The following is a 17,605-nucleotide window of genomic DNA, read 5'->3' on the forward strand; positions in this document are numbered from 1 at the left end:
GCCCGGGTCAACACGCCCGTGCTGTCCGGGCGCAGCCACCCCGCCCGCTGGTCGGACTACGACCGCTGTTCAGCGGCCCCGTGGACAAGCCACATAGCCCGGTGGCTCCCTGCCGTCGTACACGGTGGCAGTGAGTAACTCTTACTGCCACCAGCGGCGTGCGGGGACGCGGGGAGCGGACATTTTCCTCGACAGCGACTGCCGACGGTGGCCCCGGCCGCAGCCTGTCATCCTGATCTCCGGTGCGAAGAAACAGGCGGACAGCGCATGACAGGACTTCCCTCTCCCGGAACACCGTGGTTTCTCACCCTGCCCGATGCCGGTCACCTGGCCGGGGCCGTCAGCCCGGTCGCCGAGCGCGCCCCGCGAACGCTGCGCTACCGTTCCGGCCGGCCGTGGCTGCTTGGTGACTGGTCCGACAATGCTGTCGGCAACGATGCTGTCGGCGACACTGTCGTGGTCGCCGAGGCCGGGACCTCCCGACTGGCGCTGATCGGATGTTGCCCGGTCAGCGCCGCCCACCTCACCCGCGCTCTGACGCGGATACGGGAGGTCACCGCGCTCGACATCCTGATCTCGTCGCTGCCCGGCAGTTTCCACGTCGTGGCCGACATCGACGGCCACCGCCGTGTTCAGGGCACCGCTTCGGGCCTGCGGCGGGTGTTCCACACGGTGCTGGACGGGCAGGTCATCGCCTCTGACCGCGCCGACATGCTGGCCGCCTGCGTCCGCGGCGAGCTGGATCCCACCGCTGTCGCGCTGTCCCTGCTCGACCCGTCGGCGCCCTACCCCCTGGACGACCGGCCGATGTGGCGCGGTGTGGAGGTGCTCGCGCCCGACCATTTCCTCCTGGCCGACCGCGACGGACGGGCGCGCACCGTCCGCTGGTGGCGCCGGCCCGAACCGGTGCTGTCGCTGGAGACGGGAGCACCGCTGCTGCGCGGCGCCCTCACCGAGGCGGTGGCCGCCCGGGCCGGTGCCGTCGGCGGCAGCGGTGGCACGGTGAGCTGCGACCTGTCCGGCGGACTCGACTCGGCAGCGGTGTGCTTTCTGACCGCGAGAAACCCGGTGACGCTCGTCGCCTACACCGGTATCGGCCGGGATCCGGGCGATGACGATCCGGAATGGGTGGACCTGGCCGTGGCTGGTCTGCCGACTGGCCGGCCGGCTGGTCTGCCGGGCATGGTGCACGAGGTCCTGCCGCGCGACGAGCTTCCCCTCGTCTACGACGGGATCATGACCGCTGACGAAGCGCTGGACAGGCCCTTCCCCGGCATCACCGACCGGGCGAAGATACTCACCGGCCTGCGCCGCGTGGCCCTTTACCACCCACGCGTCCACCTGACCGGTCTCGGCGGTGACGAGGTCGTGCAGGGAACATCGAACTACCTGCCCGCGCTGCTGCGCAGACGTCCGTGGACCGCCGTCGACCGGTTCCGCGGCTTCCGGATCCAGCACCGGTGGCCGTTGTGGGCGGGCCTGTGGATGCTCCAGCCGCGCGGCTACCGCACCTACCTGGCGCAGCTGGCCGCCCAGGTCACCGGCTCCCGCCCGATGCCCGGCCTCGCCGACCTGGACTGGGCCGACACCCCCCGACTGCCCAGATGGCTGACGCCGCACGCCGTCACGCTGGTACGCGAGGCGCTGGAGGCGCTGGTGGACTCCGCAGCGCCACCGCTGGCCGGGACCCGTGACGGGCATCATGACCTGCTGTCCATCCGAACGGCCGCGGGAGCCACTCGGCTGTTCTGCCAGCTCGCCGCGCCGACCACCGTGACACCGGCCGCCCCGTTCCTCGACGACCGGGTGATCGAGGCCGCCCTCGCGGTTCGCCCGGAGGAACGCACCACCCCCTGGGAGTACAAGCCGCTGCTCAAGGAGGCCATGCGCGGGATCGTGCCGGACCGCTCCCTGCGACGCGTCACAAAAGCGGAGGGTTCGGCGGAGGAGGCGGCGGGGCTGGACGCCCACCGCGACCAACTGCTGGCGTTGTGCGAAAACTCCCGGCTCGCCGATCTCGGGCTGGTGGATCCGGAGAAACTGCGGGAGTACTGCCGGTATTCACACGCGCCCGAGCGGGAACACGAATCTCTCCACCAGACCTTCGCCTGTGAAACATGGCTTCGGGTGCTCACCGGCGACCGGGCGGCCGGGCATCCGCTGGGGGCAGCATGACGAGGTTGCGGCAGGCGGTCGCCCACACCGAAACCGACTACGGTGCCGCGCTCCTGGACGAGCGCAGCGGTCGATACTGGTCGCTCAATCCGACCGGGGCGCTCGTGTTACGGGTGCTGCTCGGCGGCGGCAGCCCCGCCGACGCCGCCGCCGCCGTCACCGACACCTGTGACGTGGACGCAACCACCGCGGACCGTGACGTGCGGGCCCTGCTGACCGAGCTTCGCGCGGCGGGGCTCCTCGCGACCGGCGCCGCCGACCGGTAATGCCGACGCACGTTCACCCCGGGAGGTGACGGGCAATGACCACACCCATGTCGGTGAGCCGTCGGGGAGACAACCTCGCGCTACGGCGACGGCCCCTGGCCCTGGCCGCGGTCGCGGCCGCACGACTGCTCGCCACCCAGCCTCCCAGCCGGATCCGTGCCGTCCTGACCTGGCTGCGCCGGGGTGCCGTGCCAGCCGACTACCAGCAGACGCTGGCCGCACGCAACGCCGTGACGGCGGTGAGCATGGTGTGTCGCAGCGGCCACGGCTGCATCCCCCGATCCATCGCCACCGCGCTGCTCTGCCGGGCATCGGGGGTCTGGCCGACCTGGTGCGTGGGCGTCCGCGCCGTCAGCCCGTTCGCCGCCCATGCCTGGGTGGAGGCGGACGGGGCGATGGTGGGCGAACGGGAACCAGCGGGCTACTTCCGGCCGCTTCTCACCGTCCCCCCGCCAGCGGCGGGGATGGCCACGGCGGCAGGTGTCGGAGCATCATGAGGATCATCGGCCTGCCGGGCGGCCCGGCGGAGCGGACGACCACGGCCAGGCCACGGCCGGCCGACTCGAACGGCGACGCGGCCTACACCGACGGTGTGCCCGGAGAACGCCTTCAGGGCGGCGGACCGTCCGGCGACGGAGCATACGAGGACGGGTCGCAGGCCGGGGAACTGCGGCTGCGCGGGCTGTGGCGTCTGCTGCGCGGACACGGCCGGCTGGTGGGGATCGCCACCGCGCTGACGGTGGTCGGCACCGTCCTCGGCGTCGCCCAGCCGCTGCTGGTGAAGGACGTCATCGACCTTGCGCAGGCCGGCGGCGTCCCCGGATCGCTCATCCTGCTGCTGTTCGCGCTCTTCGTCGGCCAGGCACTGACCGACACCCTCGGTAACTACCTGCTGGAACGTGCCGGCCAGGGAATCCTGCTCGATCTGCGGATCCGGCTGGTCGATCACCTGCTGCGGCTGCGGATCGGGGTCTACGACCGGCGGCGCACCGGCGACCTGATCTCCCGGGCCAACACCGACACCACCCTCGTCCGGGAGGCGGTGGCCTACAGCTTCTCCACGATCGTCACAAGCGTGATCGGCGTCATCGGCGCGGTCGTGATGATGGTGTGGCTGGACGCGTTGCTCTTCCTGCTCGTCCTGCTCGCGGCCGTGGTGGCCGGGGTGATGGTGCTGGGCGTGCTGGTGCGCATCCGGATCACCTCGGAACGCGGCCAGGCCAGCATCGGGAGCATGACCGCCGACCTCGAACGGGCACTCACCACGATCCGCACCGTGCGGGCCAGCCGGGCCGAACGGCGTGAGAGCGCGCGCATCGCCGGCCACGCGCGGGCCGCCTACCGGGCTGGGGTGCGGATGGCCGCGTTGGACTCGGTCGTCGCTCCGGCCATCCAACTGGCCGTGCAGGGATCGGTTCTGGTGGTGCTGCTGGTCGGTGGAGTGCTCGTCGCACGGGGTTCGACGTCCCTGGGTGATCTCGTCGCCTTCCTGCTCTACGCCACCTATCTCGTCATACCGCTGTCCGATCTGTTCGAGGTCGCGGGGACGATCCAACGCGGCATGGGAGGGCTGCGGCGTGTCGACGCGGTCTTCGCGCTACCCCGTGAACCGGACACCGCCGGTGCCGCCGAGCGGCGTCCCGACCCCGGCCGGGACGGCCCCGGACCGCGGGCGCTCCGGCCCGCCGGCCGGCACGGGAGACAACTCGGGGACGGGCAGGCGGTCGAACAGGCCGGGGACACTCCGGCGGTCGAGTTCCGTAACGTCTGGTTCGGCTACTCCGGCGAACCGGTGCTTCGGGACGTGTCGTTCACGGTGCCGCCCCGCGGCCACATCGCGCTGGTCGGCAGGTCCGGTGCGGGAAAGTCCACCGTGTTCCAGCTCATCGAGCGGTTCTACGAACCGGACCGCGGGACGATCCTGTTCGGCGGGCGGGACGCGGACACCCTCGACCGTGCCACCGCCCGCACCTGGGTGAACCTGGTCGAACAGCAGACCCCGGTGCTGCAGGGAACGCTGCGGGACAACATCGTCTATGCCGCGCCCGACGCCACCGAGGACGAGCTGCGCTGGGCGATCAGTACCGCCGGCCTGGCCGACCTGGTCGCGCGGATACCCGACCGGTTGGACACCGAGGTCGGCGACCACGGGGTTCTGCTCTCGGGTGGGGAACGCCAACGGGTCGCCATCGCCCGCGCGTTGCTGGCCCGGCCCGCCGTCCTCCTCATGGACGAGCCCACCTCCCAGATGGACTCGCTCACCGAGCGGGCGCTCACCCGGGCGATGCGTCAGGTCTCGGCATCGCACGCGCTCCTGGTCATCGCGCACCGGATCTCCACGGTTCGCGCAGCCGATCGGATCATCGTCCTCGACGAGGGAAAGGTGGCGGCCACCGGCCACCACGAGCATCTGGTACGAGTGAGCCCGCTCTACCAGGAGCTCGCGTCCAGCCGGCTGGACGCTGACCCGGACCTTGGCCGGGGGCGCCCATGAGGGGGCCGGCCGTAAAGGGGCCGGAGCAGGGTTCTGGGGAAGGCCGTGCGGGCCCGGTGGTCGTCCAGCTCCGGCAGCCCGGATGCGTTTGATCGCATCGCTGGTGGTTCCGGGGCTGGCTGGCTCACGTCGCGGCCCGGCCAGCCCCGGTTGGCCCGCCTCGTCCTCAGCTCGCGGTGCCCGTCGAGCCCGTGCCGCTCACCGCCCGTCGGCTTGCCGACGCCGACCAGTCGGCGGGCGGGACGGGGTCGAGAGGAACAGCCGTCGTACCGTTCCACTGGTAACGCACAGTCGCCGCGCCACCGGTGGGGCAGCACAGCGGGTCATCGGGCCGGTAAAGCTGGTAGGACAGCGCGACGACGTCGTCGGTAGACCACAGCCACTCGACGGTCGCGCTCGGTAGCTGGGTGTCGGTGCCGACCAGACGGCCGTGGTGGAAGAGGAACGCCTGCTGAGGATGGCCGTCCACGGCGGCGGTCCAGCGTCCGACGATCACGCTGAGGTCGTTGTCCGGGTGGTAGCCGGCCGTCCCGGTGGGGGTGTAGCCGTGCTCCCGGACGACCGCCGTGGCCGTTTCGGTCCCGTCAGCTCCGGAAGCGGCCCCGGAAGACGGCGCGGACACGGGCGCGGCGGACAGCGGCGTCCCCGGCCCGGGTGGCCGCGGCTGTGGTGCCGACGCGGCGAGAACGCGCCCGTCGCCCCACCCGCTCAGCGCGACCGTGACGGCCACCAGGGTGGCCACCAGACAACGACGAAAGGCCATGACATCCCCTCTCCCCTGCCCGCTCTCTGCCTTGTCCGCTGCCCGTACGTCAGGGCTGACTCCCCGCCGTGGCCGGGCTCCCGTTGGCGGAGATACCCGTTTCACACCCGCCTACTCGGCCATTCGTCCCTCACACCGTCTCCGGTCGACCCAGAGCCGGGACAGCCGGTAAATCGATGAAAAGGTAAAACGAATGTCCGATATTACGACCAGACGCCGGAAGACCAGCCCTCAGAATACAGACAACCACCGGAACGCAGACGAAAGAATACGGACACCTACAACGACACGGGCAGCCGGGCGAAAAAGGAAACAAATCGGTACGGTACGACACCCGGGCGCATCACATGTTATCCGGACTGCCCGGCCGACCGGTGGGCCACACGCGGTACACGCACGTTTCCGCTGTCTTCTGCCGGACATGGCCGGTACGGCCCTGCCCGCCTGGGCCAGGCCGTACCGCGCGCGGTGCCCCGAGGCGGCCCCGCGCAAAGCGCTACAAGAGCGGCACCGCGCGAAGCGCTAGTGTCCTGAGTCGTTGATTCGCTGGCAGTAGGCGGCGAGGGTCTCGAGGATCTCGTCGGCGGTCTTGGCCCAGACGAACGGCTTCGGGTCCTTGTTCCAGGCGTTGATCCATCGGCGGATGTCGGCTTCGAGTTCGACGACCGAGCGGTGCGTCGATCGGCGCAGCTTGCGGGTGGTCAGCTCCGCGAACCAGCGCTCGACCAGGTTCATCCACGACGCCGAGGTCGGGGTGAAGTGCAGGTGGAAGCGGGGGTGGCGCAGCAGCCAGTTCTTCACCGCCGGGGTCTTGTGGGTGGCGTAGTTGTCCAGGACCAGGTGCAGGTCGTAGCCCTTCGGGACCGAGGAGTCGATCAGCTTGAGGAAGCGCAGGAACTCCTGGTGACGGTGCCGCCGGAAGGTCTGCGCGATCACCGACCCGGACGTCGGGTCGAGCGCGGCGAACAGGCTGGTCGTGCCATGGCGGACGTAGTCGTGGGTCATCCGCTGCGGGGTACCCGGCATCAGGGGCAGCACCGGTGCCGTGCGATCCAAAGCTTGCACCTGCGACTTTTCGTCGACGCAGAGCACGATCGCCTTCTCCGGCGGGTCGAGGTAGACCCCGACCACGTCACGGACCTTGTCCACGAACAGCGGGTCGGTGGACAGCTTCCACGTCTCGACCAGATGCGGCTTCAACCCGAACGCCCGCCACATCCGTGACACCGTCGACTGCGACAGCCCACTGGCCCTCGCCATCGACCGCGATGTCCAATGGGTATCGCCGTTCGGTGGCTTCTCCTCCAACGTCCTCGCGATCACCGCCTCGACCTGGGCGTCGGTGACCTTCCGAGGCGCTCCCGGACGTGCCTCGTCTGACAGGCCCTCCAGCCGGTCGACCGCGAACCGCTCCCGCCATTTCGCGACCGTTCCCCGGGTGATCCCGAGCTCGGCCGCGACCCCCGAGTTCGTCCCACCGTCCGCGCAGGCCAGCACGATCCGCGAGCGCAACGCCAGCGCCTGCGCGGTCTTCCGCCGTCGGGCCCAGCCCTCCAGCACCGCACGCTCAGCAGACGACAACTCGATGGGATCCGCGCTCGGGCCAGGCACCAGCCCATTCTATCTGCACACGAATCAACGACTCAGGACACTAGGAGGCGGCCAGGAAGCGGTCGAGGACGCGGACGCCGAACCGCAGCGACTCGACCGGCACCCGCTCGTCCACACCGTGGAACATGCCGGCGAAGTCCAGGTCCGGTGGCAGCAGCAGGGGCGAGAAACCAAAGCAGCGGATACCGAGCCGGGAGAACGACTTGGCGTCGGTACCCCCCGAAAGCATGTAGGGGACCGGGCGGGCGGCCGGGTCCTCGGCTTTCAACGCACCCGCCATCGCGTCCACGAGCGGACCGTCGAAACCGGTCTCCAACGCCTGGTCGAACACGACCCAGTCACGCCGGACGGCCGGGCCGATCAGCTCGTCGAGCTGGCGGAGGAACTCCTCCTCCTGGCCGGGCAGGAAACGGCCGTCCACGTGCGCGGTGGCCTCCCCCGGAATGACGTTGACCTTTTCTCCCGCGTTGAGCTGTGTCGGGTTCGCGGTGTTGCGGATGGTCGCTCCGATCATCCGGGCGATCGGGCCGAGTTTGGCGATCGTGGTCTCCAGGTCGTCGGTGTCGATCTCGATACCGAGCGCGTCCCCGATGGAGTCCAGGAACGTCCGGACGGTCGGGGTCAGCACGATCGGGAAGCGGTGCCGGCCAAGCCGCACGACCGCCTCGCACAGCGCCGTGACCGCGTTGTCGTCGCTGACCATCGAGCCGTGCCCGGCCCGGCCGGCGACGGTGAGCTTCATCCAGGCGATGCCCTTCTGGGCCGTCTCGATGAGATAGAGGCGCAGGTCGTCGGAGACCGTGTAGGAGAAACCACCCACCTCGCTGATCGCCTCACTGCAGTCGGCGAACAGGTGCGGGTGGTTGTCGACCAGCCAGCGGGCTCCGAGCCTGCCGCCGGCCTCCTCGTCCGCGACAAAGGCAAGCACCAGGTCACGCGGTGGCCGCCGACCGGAACGCAGCAGGTCACGGACGACCGCGAGCGTCATCGCGTCCATGTCCTTCATGTCGACCGCGCCGCGTCCCCACAGACTGCCGTCGACGATCTCGCCGCTGAACGGGTGGACCCGCCAGTCCGTCGGGTCCGCGGGCACCACGTCGAGATGGCCGTGGATGAGCAGCGGCGGGCGGTGCGGATCGACACCCTCGACCCGGGTGATGACGCTGGTACGGCCGGGTTCGGACTCCAGGATGGTGGTCTGAAGGCCGACCTCGGCGAGCTTGGCCGCCACGTATTCGGCGGCGGCCCGCTCGTTGCCGTCGCCGTTGCCCCGGTTCACCGAGTCGATGCGCACCAGGTCACGACAGATCTCGACGGCTTCGTCCTGCGCGGCCGTGCTCACCGCCGCCGGGCTTGCGGCTACCGGGCCCGCGGTCTGCCGCCGGGCCGGGGGGATGTCGTCGGACGCGGGGATGTCGCTCGCCATCAGACCAGTCTGCCAGCCCGGCCGGCTCGGCCGACGGCAACCACGCCGGATCGCAACACAGCCGTATCCCACAACACCCGTATTGATTGATTCCGCTGCCGGAGGAGGGAAGTCCACACCCGGGGGGATGCCCCCGATCCGGGACAACCGTACGGTCATCAGGGCATAGAGGTGTGCTTCAGCTTACATTCCAGGAGTCGATCATGCCGCTTGCCCCGCCGCCGCCTCAGCCGCCCGCGCCTCCGTACGGGCTCGAGCTCAACACCACGATGCAGACCGTGGCCACCATCGTGCTGTGGGTCGGCACGGCCGCCCTGCTCGTGTACGCCGGGAAAATGGCCCGCGAGGAACGCTCGATCTTCCCGGTGGCGCTCGTTGTCGCGGTCGCGGTCGGCAGCATCATCGAGCCGCTGTACGACATCGCCTACCACCTGCACTGGCTCGACAACGGCGAGCAGTGGACGTTGTTCACCAGCTTCGGCCTGCCGCAGCCGGTCTGGGTGATGCCGGCGTACGTCATGGTGTTCGGTCTGCCGGCGCTGCTGCTGTACCGCGCGCTGAGCAGGGGCGCGACGCTGCGGCAGATCTTCACGCTCGGCGCCCTCACCGCCTTCACGACCGCGGTGTTCGAGATCACCGCGATCAACCTCGACCTGTACGTCTACTACGGCGAGTCGCCGTGGCGCGTGCTGGACTACCCGCTGTTCATCGCGTTCATGGAAGCCGCGCAGATCACGGGTTTCGCCGTCCTGGCCGCCGTGCTCAAGCTGCGGGCGACCAAGGAGGTCCACAACCTGGCGCTCTTCGCGATCTTCCCGTGCAACTTCGCCTTCGACGTCCTGGGCGCCGGCTTCCCCACCCTCATCCTGCAGAACTCCAGCCCCGACCCGAACGGCTTCGCGCTGTTCCTCAGCGCCATCGCCAGCGTCGCGCTCACAGCGACCGCCCTGTGGTGGTCCGCGCAGCTGCTGCTCACCCTGCAACGCAGGGACGGGATCACACCGACTGGGACGCGGACCCCGCCCGAGACGCCGGTACGCGAGGCCTCCCTCGTCTGAAAGACGTTTCCCCCAAAGGCCGTATCCCCCAGCAGACCGCCCCGAGCCGTACCACCCGCCGGGACGGTACGCCCGGGAGGGTTGGCCGCGCCGACGTCGCCGCGGCCAACCCTCCCGGACACGGCGCTGGCCGGTCAGAGAAGCCTCCCTGCGCTCTGACCAGCCAGTAGCAGTTTCCAGCCAGGAGGAGTTTCCCGGGCCGCTTTCCGCCCGCGTCCTTTGGGACGGCCGGGTCGTCGCGCTCGGAGCTGGCGGAAGGTCAGAGCGCGCGGAAGCAGGACGGCGCGATCGCATATGCGACGTCCAGGCCGGCGCCGATGGCGGTAGTTCCGGTCAGACCGGGGACCACCGGCGGCACCGGGACGTCGCCGCCGGTGGTGCCGTTGCCCAGCTGGCCGGCGTTGTTGCCGCCCCACGCCCAGACCGTCCCGTCGGAACGCAGCGCATATCCGTTCTCGTCACCGCCGACGACGGCGGTCACATCGGTCAGGCCGACGACCCGCACCGGCCGCGTCACCTCGAGACCGGGTACGGAGATGCTGCCGATGCCCAGCTGGCCGTTCCAGTTCTGTCCCCAGGCCCAGAGCGTGCCGTCGGCGCGCACCGCGTACGCCGCGAACGGGCCGGTGCCGATGGTGGTGACCCCGGTCAGCCCGGACACCGGCGCCGGAATCGGGGTCCGGCTGCCAACGCCGCCACTGCCGTTGCCCAGCTGGCCGGTGTTGTTGCCGCCCCAGGCCCAGACCGTGCCGTCGGAACGCAGTGCATACGCCGTCCCCCCTTTGGAGGCGATGGCGGTGACGCCGATCAGGTTGGGAATCCGTACCGGTACTGAACTGTCGGTGGTGGTCCCGTTCCCCAGGTTGCCTTCCGCGTTGTTGTCCCAGGCCCACACGGTGCCGTCCCGACGCAGCGCATACGCGCTGTCACCCCGCTGGAGGCGATGGCGGTGACCCTGGTCAGGCCGGAGACCCGCACTGGTACCGGGCTGTCGGTGGTGGCGCCGTTCCCCAACTGGCCGTAGGCGTTCCTGCCCCAGGCCCAGACCGTGCCGTCCCGACGCAGCACGTACCTGGTGTTCCCGGAGTTGCTGGTGATAGCGGTGACACCGGTCAGCGTGGGAACGCGTACCGGCACCGAGCTGTCGGTGGTGGCGCCGTCGCCGAACTGGCCGGCGTTGTTCCAGCCCCAGGCGTACAGCGTGCCGGCCCGCGGCCGGGCACCCGCTCCCGGCGCTCCTGCCCCGGGCGGGGAGGCCATCGCGGACGCCGGCAGAAGCGTCGTCCCGGCCACGGCCAGTATGGCCGCCCACATTCCGACCCACCATTGTCGACCGGACATCGTGGCTTCTCCGTTCCGTGGAACCGGTGGTTTTCATCCCACACCCCAACGTCACGAAGAATATCAAGATCAATACTTTCTGTAATCATATCGCCACGTGTCCACCAGTGGGCCCGAAGCCCTGGAGCCCCGCCGTCCACGCAGACAAGACGAGGGACGCAGGGACGAGGGACGTCGCCGAGGCGATACGGGAACGAACTTCGCACATTTTTGATCTTGAAAAAAAGTGGAAGGGTCGACGCTTTACTTCTTTTTTGTAGTTTTTGGTTTTGTTTGTTTGATTTTGAAGATCAAAAATCGACGAAAGCTCGTCAACATTGTTGACTACAGCATGGGTTCACCTGTTGCGCGGTGGGATTTCTGCCGCGGCTACGGCTCGAGGTGACAGCGGGGGCCCGCACCCTGCTCGCCGAGGGTGTCGTACGGGTTGACCAGGGCGCAGCGGTCGATCGACAGGCAGCCGCAGCCAATGCAGTCGGTGAGGTGGTCGCGCAACTGCTCCAGCCGCCGGATGCGGGCGTCGAGCTCCTCGCGCCAGCGGGTGGACGCCCGCGCCCAGTCCTCCCGGGTGGGGGTGCGCTCGTCCGGCAGCACGGTGAGAACGTCCCGGATCGTCGCAAGCGGGATGCCGACGCGTTGCGAGGCACGGACGAAGGCGACCCTGCGCAGGATGTCCCTGGCGTAGCGGCGCTGGTTGCCGGGGGTGCGCCGGCTGCGGATGAGCCCCTGCCGCTCGTAGAAACGCAGCGCCGAGGGGGACACACCACTGCGCTCGGCCAGCTCACCGACGGTGAGCTCCTTGGTCTTCCAGGACAGCTGTGCCATGTGGACCACGGTAGCTTGACTTCAACCTTTGTTTAGCTTCCAGGGTGGTACCCAGGACGAGATCAACGAGATCGTCGGCCATGGCGTCACCAGGAGCCACTGGAACCGAGACCCGGGAAAGGACCTGTCATGTCCGAGCATCCGTTGCAACTGGCCGTGATCGTGGGCAGCACGCGGGAAGGCCGGTTCGCGCCGGTGGTGGCGAACTGGTTCGTCAGCCAGGTCGAACAGCGCGACGACCTGGCGCTCGACGTCGTCGACCTGGCCGAGGCGCGGCTGCCCGCCGTGCTCACCAGGCAGCCGCCGCCCGAGGTGGCGGCGCTGACCCCGCGGCTGGACGCGGCCGACGCGTTCGTCGTGGTGACGCCGGAGTACAACCACTCCTATCCCGCGCCCCTGAAGAACGCCATCGACTGGTACTAGTAGACTGTCGCTGCTTAGTTCTGGTGTGTCTTGTGTCTGGGTGAGAGGGTTGGGTCTGGCAGGTCTCCCCGTCCCTCTGCCGGTCAGGACTGTGTCGTGGGTTCGCAGAAGAAGTGGCCGGTCACCTTGACCGAGGCTGATCGTGACGAGTTGGTTCGGGTGACCTCGACGGGGGTTCATCCGGCGTCGATGATCCGGCGGGCGCGGGTCCTGCTCGCGTTGGACACCTCGGTCGGCCCGGTTGCCTCCCAAGAAGAACTCGTGGTCCGGGTCGGGGTCTCGGGTGAGACGCTGCGGCTGGTCGCGAAGCGGTTCACCGAGACCGGTGGGGATGTGGGGGCCACGATCGGTCGGAAGGCACGGGAGCTTCCCCCGGTGCCTTCCCCGGTGACCGGCGAGGTTGAGGCCAGACTGATCGCGCTGGCATGCTCGCAGCCACCGGCTGGTTATGCACGCTGGTCGCTGCGGCTGTTGGAAAAGCACGTCGCGCTGGTCGCCGACATCCCGGACCTGGACCATTCCACCATCGGCCGGGTCTTAAAAAAACGAGGTTGCGTCCTCATCTGAGGAAGTGCTGGACCATCCCACCGAGGGCGAACGCGCAGTTCGCCGCGCGGATGGAAGACGTTCTGGCGGTCTACGCCCGGCCCCACAACCCGGGCGTGCCCGTGGTGTGCATGGACGAGAAGCCCTACCAGCTGTTGGCCCACGCCCGCGACCCGATCCCCGCCACGCCAGGGCGTGACCGGCGCGAGGACTCCGAGTACGTGCGCCACGGAACCTGCTCGATCTTCTGCTGGGTCGAGCCACTCGCCGGCTGGCGCCGCGTCCAGGCCACCCCACGGCGCACCAGGATCGACTGGGCACACCACGTCAGGCGCCTGCTCACCCTCGACTACCCCGACGCCGAACGGGTCGTGCTGGTCATGGACAACCTCAACACCCACGACATCTCCTCGCTCTACGAGGCCTTCGACCCGGCCGTCGCGTTCGCACTCGCGCAACGACTCGAGATCCACCACACCCCCAAACACGGCTCCTGGCTCAACATCGCCGAAATCGAACTCGCCGCCCTGACCCGCCAATGCCTCGACCGCCGCATCGACACCCTCGACGTCCTGAACACCGAACTCGACGCCTGGCAGACAGCCGTCAACGCCAACCAGCGCCAAGTCAACTGGCACTTCACCACCGATGACGCCCGCACCAAACTCCGCCACCTATACCCCACACATTAGCGGCGACAGTCTACTACACGCAGTGGCAGGCCAAACCGATCGGATTCGTCTCCTACGGGGGCCTGGCCGGCGGACTGCGCGCGGTAGAACAGCTTCGACTGGTGTTCGCGGAACTACATGCAGTAACTATTCGTGAGACGGTCAGTTTCCACAACGCGCGGGAGAAGTTCGACTCCGCCGGCCAGCCGAAGGACGCCACCGGCCCGGGCGCCGCGGCCAAGACGATGCTCGACCAGCTCGCGTGGTGGGCACGGGCGCTACGCGACGCCCGGACGGCCCGCCCCTATGGCACCTGATCTCGCTCGGATCCCGCCCAGCTCAGTCCCGCTCGGGCGGCCTCGCCCGCCGTACCGGCAGGCCGGCCGAGCGGGCGGGCGGGACAGGCGGAGCCGGTCCGAGCGCCTGTCTGTCTCGTCCCACTCCCCCACTCCCCCACTTCTTCCCGTCGGCCCGCCCCCAGGACCTGCGGAATTACAGCGCGGGATCACAGCAGGATCATTGTAAGAATTCATCTTCGCGATGAGTGGCATCGCTCACCGGAGCTCGTTGTTCATCATCTCGAAATATAAATTTTGCAGACGTTGGGCCGCTCCGACGCCCATCTCTGCGCGTATCGCGGCAGCGACTGGCACACTGTGTTCCACCCTATGGAGACAAGGCGAGGATGATGACACAGTTGTGCCAGTCGCCCATCCGCCGGACTCACTTTCCGGCGGCCCGTGGCGGTCGAGTTCGCTTTCGTCCCGGCATGGTGGGTGGCCGGGGCCGCGCCGCTACACTCACGGTCATCTCGATGGCTGTGATCCTGCTCGCTCAGACTACACCGGCCCAGGCCGCGGACTCCACCCAGTACGCCGGTGACTCCTCCCGCGGACTCGGCGTCGCCATTCCGTTCAGCGGTTTTACCGACCGTAACGGACAGGCGGTCCCCATCTCGGGCGCGGTCGGGGCCGACCTGGTCCTCGGTTCGACCGCGCAGCCGTACCTGCCGTGCCAGAACTACGATCCACTGACCGGCACCGGCGACACCTTCATAAACGCCTGTGAGGTACATGGAAGCTACACCACCTACACGCGCTTCGCGGCCGGCCAGGGTATTCTCTTCCCGCACGGCTACTTCGTGCCCGACGTCCAGCCGGATTACGTCAACGGTGGTTCGCTGCGCACCGACTGGGGCGCCCGCACCGCCGGGCTCTCACTGGAGTTCTACCCGGACGTCGCACTCGACCAGGAATACGTTCACTCCCGTTTCTAGTGTCCTGAGTCGTTGGTTCGTGTGCAGATAGAATGGGCTGGTGCCTGGCCCGAGCGCGGATCCCATCGAGTTGTCGTCTGCTGAGCGTGCGGTGCTGGAGGGCTGGGCCCGACGGCGGAAGACCGCGCAGGCGCTGGCGTTGCGCTCGCGGATCGTGCTGGCCTGCGCGGACGGTGGGACGAACTCGGGGGTCGCGGCCGAGCTCGGGATCACCCGGGGAACGGTCGCGAAATGGCGGGAGCGGTTCGCGGTCGACCGGCTGGAGGGCCTGTCAGACGAGGCACGTCCGGGAGCGCCTCGGAAGGTCACCGACGCCCAGGTCGAGGCGGTGATCGCGAGGACGTTGGAGGAGAAGCCACCGAACGGCGATACCCATTGGACATCGCGGTCGATGGCGAGGGCCAGTGGGCTGTCGCAGTCGACGGTGTCACGGATGTGGCGGGCGTTCGGGTTGAAGCCGCATCTGGTCGAGACGTGGAAGCTGTCCACCGACCCGCTGTTCGTGGACAAGGTCCGTGACGTGGTCGGGGTCTACCTCGACCCGCCGGAGAAGGCGATCGTGCTCTGCGTCGACGAAAAGTCGCAGGTGCAAGCTTTGGATCGCACGGCACCGGTGCTGCCCCTGATGCCGGGTACCCCGCAGCGGATGACCCACGACTACGTCCGCCATGGCACGACCAGCCTGTTCGCCGCGCTCGACCCGACGTCCGGGTCGGTGATCGCGCAGACCTTCCGGCGGCACCGTCACCAGGAGTTCCTGCGCTTCCTCAAGCTGATCGACTCCTCGGTCCCGAAGGGCTACGACCTGCACCTGGTCCTGGACAACTACGCCACCCACAAGACCCCGGCGGTGAAGAACTGGCTGCTGCGCCACCCCCGCTTCCACCTGCACTTCACCCCGACCTCGGCGTCGTGGATGAACCTGGTCGAGCGCTGGTTCGCGGAGCTGACCACCCGCAAGCTGCGCCGATCGACGCACCGCTCGGTCGTCGAACTCGAAGCCGACATCCGCCGATGGATCAACGCCTGGAACAAGGACCCGAAGCCGTTCGTCTGGGCCAAGACCGCCGACGAGATCCTCGAGACCCTCGCCGCCTACTGCCAGCGAATCAACGACTCAGGACACTAGAAGTTGCAGTGTCCGCCGTCGCGGCCGAAACCGGGACGAGCCACATCGAAGTCCAGCCGGTTGTCCGGCCCGCTGATGCGTGGCAGGTCGTAGACGCACTGGTGACCGGTTGCGGTGTCGTCGACGGTGACCCGCTGCGACCCGGCGTACATCGCCCCGCTGGTCCAGTCCGTGCCGTTGCTGTAGGTGACCGCGAAGGAGGAGATCGGGTAGTCGGCGGAGGAGCGGGCGTCACCACCGAAAATGGTGAACTTGATCTCTTTTGCGGCCGGGGCGGCACCGTTGCGGGTTACGCTGCCGATGATTCGGGCGGTGCCCGGGTCCGCGAGGGTCACGAGCTTGATCGTTCCCACGTGGTAGGAGTAGGTCCAGCCGTTCGCCCGGTGGTTGAAATAGTCCACGTAGTGTCCTGAGTCGTTGATTCGCTGGCAGTAGGCGGCGAGGGTCTCGAGGATCTCGTCGGCGGTCTTGGCCCAGACGAACGGCTTCGGGTCCTTGTTCCAGGCGTTGATCCATCGGCGGATGTCGGCTTCGAGTTCGACGACCGAGCGGTGCGTCGATCGGCGCAGCTTGCGGGTGGTCAGCTCCGCGAACCAGCGCTCGACCAGGTTCATCCACGACGCCGAGGTCGGGGTGAAGTGCAGGTGGAAGCGGGGGTGGCGCAGCAGCCAGTTCTTCACCGCCGGGGTCTTGTGGGTGGCGTAGTTGTCCAGGACCAGGTGCAGGTCGTAGCCCTTCGGGACCGAGGAGTCGATCAGCTTGAGGAAGCGCAGGAACTCCTGGTGACGGTGCCGCCGGAAGGTCTGCGCGATCACCGACCCGGACGTCGGGTCGAGCGCGGCGAACAGGCTGGTCGTGCCATGGCGGACGTAGTCGTGGGTCATCCGCTGCGGGGTACCCGGCATCAGGGGCAGCACCGGTGCCGTGCGATCCAAAGCTTGCACCTGCGACTTTTCGTCGACGCAGAGCACGATCGCCTTCTCCGGCGGGTCGAGGTAGACCCCGACCACGTCACGGACCTTGTCCACGAACAGCGGGTCGGTGGACAGCTTCCACGTCTCGACCAGATGCGGCTTCAACCCGAACGCCCGCCACATCCGTGACACCGTCGACTGCGACAGCCCACTGGCCCTCGCCATCGACCGCGATGTCCAATGGGTATCGCCGTTCGGTGGCTTCTCCTCCAACGTCCTCGCGATCACCGCCTCGACCTGGGCGTCGGTGACCTTCCGAGGCGCTCCCGGACGTGCCTCGTCTGACAGGCCCTCCAGCCGGTCGACCGCGAACCGCTCCCGCCATTTCGCGACCGTTCCCCGGGTGATCCCGAGCTCGGCCGCGACCCCCGAGTTCGTCCCACCGTCCGCGCAGGCCAGCACGATCCGCGAGCGCAACGCCAGCGCCTGCGCGGTCTTCCGCCGTCGGGCCCAGCCCTCCAGCACCGCACGCTCAGCAGACGACAACTCGATGGGATCCGCGCTCGGGCCAGGCACCAGCCCATTCTATCTGCACACGAATCAACGACTCAGGACACTAGGACACCGCAACTTCCAGGACACGCGGCTTCCGGCAAGGTGCTCGTTCCAACAGGGCACGCGGCTTCC

At 68.7% G+C, this 17,605-nt stretch carries 15 protein-coding genes and 3 pseudogenes; 11 read left to right on the forward strand and 7 right to left on the reverse strand.

Features of this window, described 5'->3' with window-relative positions; all coding sequences use genetic code 11:
- Positions 1 to 267 precede the first annotated feature (267 nt).
- Genes FSYMDG_RS11750 through FSYMDG_RS11765 form a run of 4 tightly spaced genes read left to right on the forward strand, consistent with a single transcriptional unit; the run spans position 268 to position 4,935 of the window.
- The gene (locus tag FSYMDG_RS11750) at positions 268 to 2,175 is read left to right on the forward strand and encodes a lasso peptide isopeptide bond-forming cyclase (RefSeq protein WP_013873705.1); all 1,908 of its coding nucleotides are present in this window, start codon (positions 268 to 270) and stop codon (positions 2,173 to 2,175) included.
- Entirely contained in the window at positions 2,172 to 2,441 is a 270-nt protein-coding gene (locus FSYMDG_RS11755; RefSeq protein ID WP_013873706.1) for a lasso peptide biosynthesis PqqD family chaperone, read from the forward strand. Before FSYMDG_RS11750 ends, FSYMDG_RS11755 begins: the two co-directional genes overlap by 4 nt.
- 35 nt (positions 2,442 to 2,476) lie before the next feature.
- Positions 2,477 to 2,938, forward strand: coding sequence for a lasso peptide biosynthesis B2 protein (locus FSYMDG_RS11760; RefSeq protein ID WP_013873707.1), 462 nt, complete (start codon positions 2,477 to 2,479; stop codon positions 2,936 to 2,938).
- Positions 2,935 to 4,935 (forward strand): ABC transporter ATP-binding protein, encoded by a 2,001-nt coding sequence (locus tag FSYMDG_RS11765; RefSeq protein ID WP_013873708.1) that lies wholly within the window; start codon positions 2,935 to 2,937, stop codon positions 4,933 to 4,935. The genes FSYMDG_RS11760 and FSYMDG_RS11765 overlap by 4 nt, the downstream gene beginning before the upstream one ends.
- 166 nt (positions 4,936 to 5,101) lie before the next feature.
- Here FSYMDG_RS11765 and FSYMDG_RS11770 read toward each other — a convergent pair whose 3' ends face one another.
- The 3 genes from FSYMDG_RS11770 to FSYMDG_RS11780 all read right to left on the reverse strand — a co-directional run bounded on the left by FSYMDG_RS11770 (position 5,102) and on the right by FSYMDG_RS11780 (position 8,735).
- Positions 5,102 to 5,698 (reverse strand): LppP/LprE family lipoprotein, encoded by a 597-nt coding sequence (locus FSYMDG_RS11770; RefSeq protein WP_013873709.1) that lies wholly within the window; start codon positions 5,696 to 5,698, stop codon positions 5,102 to 5,104.
- Between the two features lie 522 nt (positions 5,699 to 6,220).
- Positions 6,221 to 7,309: an IS630 family transposase gene (locus tag FSYMDG_RS11775; RefSeq protein ID WP_013871712.1), complete on the reverse strand. Its 1,089-nt coding sequence runs from the start codon at positions 7,307 to 7,309 to the stop codon at positions 6,221 to 6,223.
- A 40-nt stretch (positions 7,310 to 7,349) separates the two neighbouring features.
- Positions 7,350 to 8,735: a M20/M25/M40 family metallo-hydrolase gene (locus FSYMDG_RS11780; RefSeq protein ID WP_013873710.1), complete on the reverse strand. Its 1,386-nt coding sequence runs from the start codon at positions 8,733 to 8,735 to the stop codon at positions 7,350 to 7,352.
- Between the two features lie 203 nt (positions 8,736 to 8,938).
- On the opposite strand from FSYMDG_RS11780, the gene FSYMDG_RS11785 reads away from it, so the two are divergent.
- On the forward strand, positions 8,939 to 9,793 hold the full coding sequence (locus FSYMDG_RS11785; protein WP_013873711.1) for a hypothetical protein: 855 nt from the start codon (positions 8,939 to 8,941) through the stop codon (positions 9,791 to 9,793).
- A gap of 259 nt (positions 9,794 to 10,052) precedes the next feature.
- Here the strand turns inward: FSYMDG_RS11785 and FSYMDG_RS26835 are convergent, their stop codons facing one another.
- The 3 genes from FSYMDG_RS26835 to soxR form a co-directional block, all read right to left on the reverse strand.
- Positions 10,053 to 10,688, reverse strand: coding sequence for an RCC1 domain-containing protein (locus FSYMDG_RS26835; RefSeq protein WP_050803491.1), 636 nt, complete (start codon positions 10,686 to 10,688; stop codon positions 10,053 to 10,055).
- Entirely contained in the window at positions 10,601 to 11,134 is a 534-nt protein-coding gene (locus tag FSYMDG_RS26155) for an RCC1 domain-containing protein (protein ID WP_157491009.1), read from the reverse strand. Before FSYMDG_RS26155 ends, FSYMDG_RS26835 begins: the two co-directional genes overlap by 88 nt.
- Positions 11,135 to 11,503: 369 nt before the next feature.
- On the reverse strand, positions 11,504 to 11,959 hold the full coding sequence (gene soxR, locus FSYMDG_RS11795) for a redox-sensitive transcriptional activator SoxR (RefSeq protein WP_013873712.1): 456 nt from the start codon (positions 11,957 to 11,959) through the stop codon (positions 11,504 to 11,506).
- Positions 11,960 to 12,088: 129 nt separating this feature from the next.
- On the opposite strand from soxR, the pseudogene FSYMDG_RS11800 reads away from it, so the two are divergent.
- The 6 genes and pseudogenes from FSYMDG_RS11800 to FSYMDG_RS11825 all read left to right on the forward strand — a co-directional run.
- Positions 12,089 to 12,379 (forward strand): annotated as a pseudogene (locus FSYMDG_RS11800) (NADPH-dependent FMN reductase); the annotation flags it as partial.
- 99 nt (positions 12,380 to 12,478) lie between these two features.
- Positions 12,479 to 12,949, forward strand: coding sequence for a helix-turn-helix domain-containing protein (locus FSYMDG_RS28400; protein ID WP_043602714.1), 471 nt, complete (start codon positions 12,479 to 12,481; stop codon positions 12,947 to 12,949).
- Complete coding sequence (locus tag FSYMDG_RS28405; protein ID WP_237702726.1) at positions 12,934 to 13,620, forward strand: IS630 family transposase; 687 nt, start codon at positions 12,934 to 12,936, stop codon at positions 13,618 to 13,620. Before FSYMDG_RS28400 ends, FSYMDG_RS28405 begins: the two co-directional genes overlap by 16 nt.
- An 11-nt stretch (positions 13,621 to 13,631) precedes the next feature.
- A pseudogene (locus FSYMDG_RS11815) lies at positions 13,632 to 13,916 on the forward strand (NADPH-dependent FMN reductase); the annotation flags it as partial.
- Positions 13,917 to 14,413: 497 nt separating this feature from the next.
- A complete protein-coding gene (locus FSYMDG_RS11820) occupies positions 14,414 to 14,875 on the forward strand; it encodes a hypothetical protein (protein ID WP_131772499.1) in 462 nt (153 codons plus the stop codon).
- A gap of 40 nt (positions 14,876 to 14,915) precedes the next feature.
- A complete protein-coding gene (locus tag FSYMDG_RS11825) occupies positions 14,916 to 16,004 on the forward strand; it encodes an IS630 family transposase (RefSeq protein WP_013871712.1) in 1,089 nt (362 codons plus the stop codon).
- A gap of 422 nt (positions 16,005 to 16,426) precedes the next feature.
- Here FSYMDG_RS11825 and FSYMDG_RS11830 read toward each other — a convergent pair.
- Positions 16,427 to 17,494 (reverse strand): annotated as a pseudogene (locus tag FSYMDG_RS11830) (IS630 family transposase); the annotation flags it as partial.
- Positions 17,495 to 17,605 lie beyond the last annotated feature (111 nt).

It is taken from the genome of Candidatus Protofrankia datiscae (assembly GCF_000177615.2).
GTDB classification, from domain to species: Bacteria; Actinomycetota; Actinomycetes; order Frankiales; family Frankiaceae; genus Protofrankia; species Protofrankia coriariae.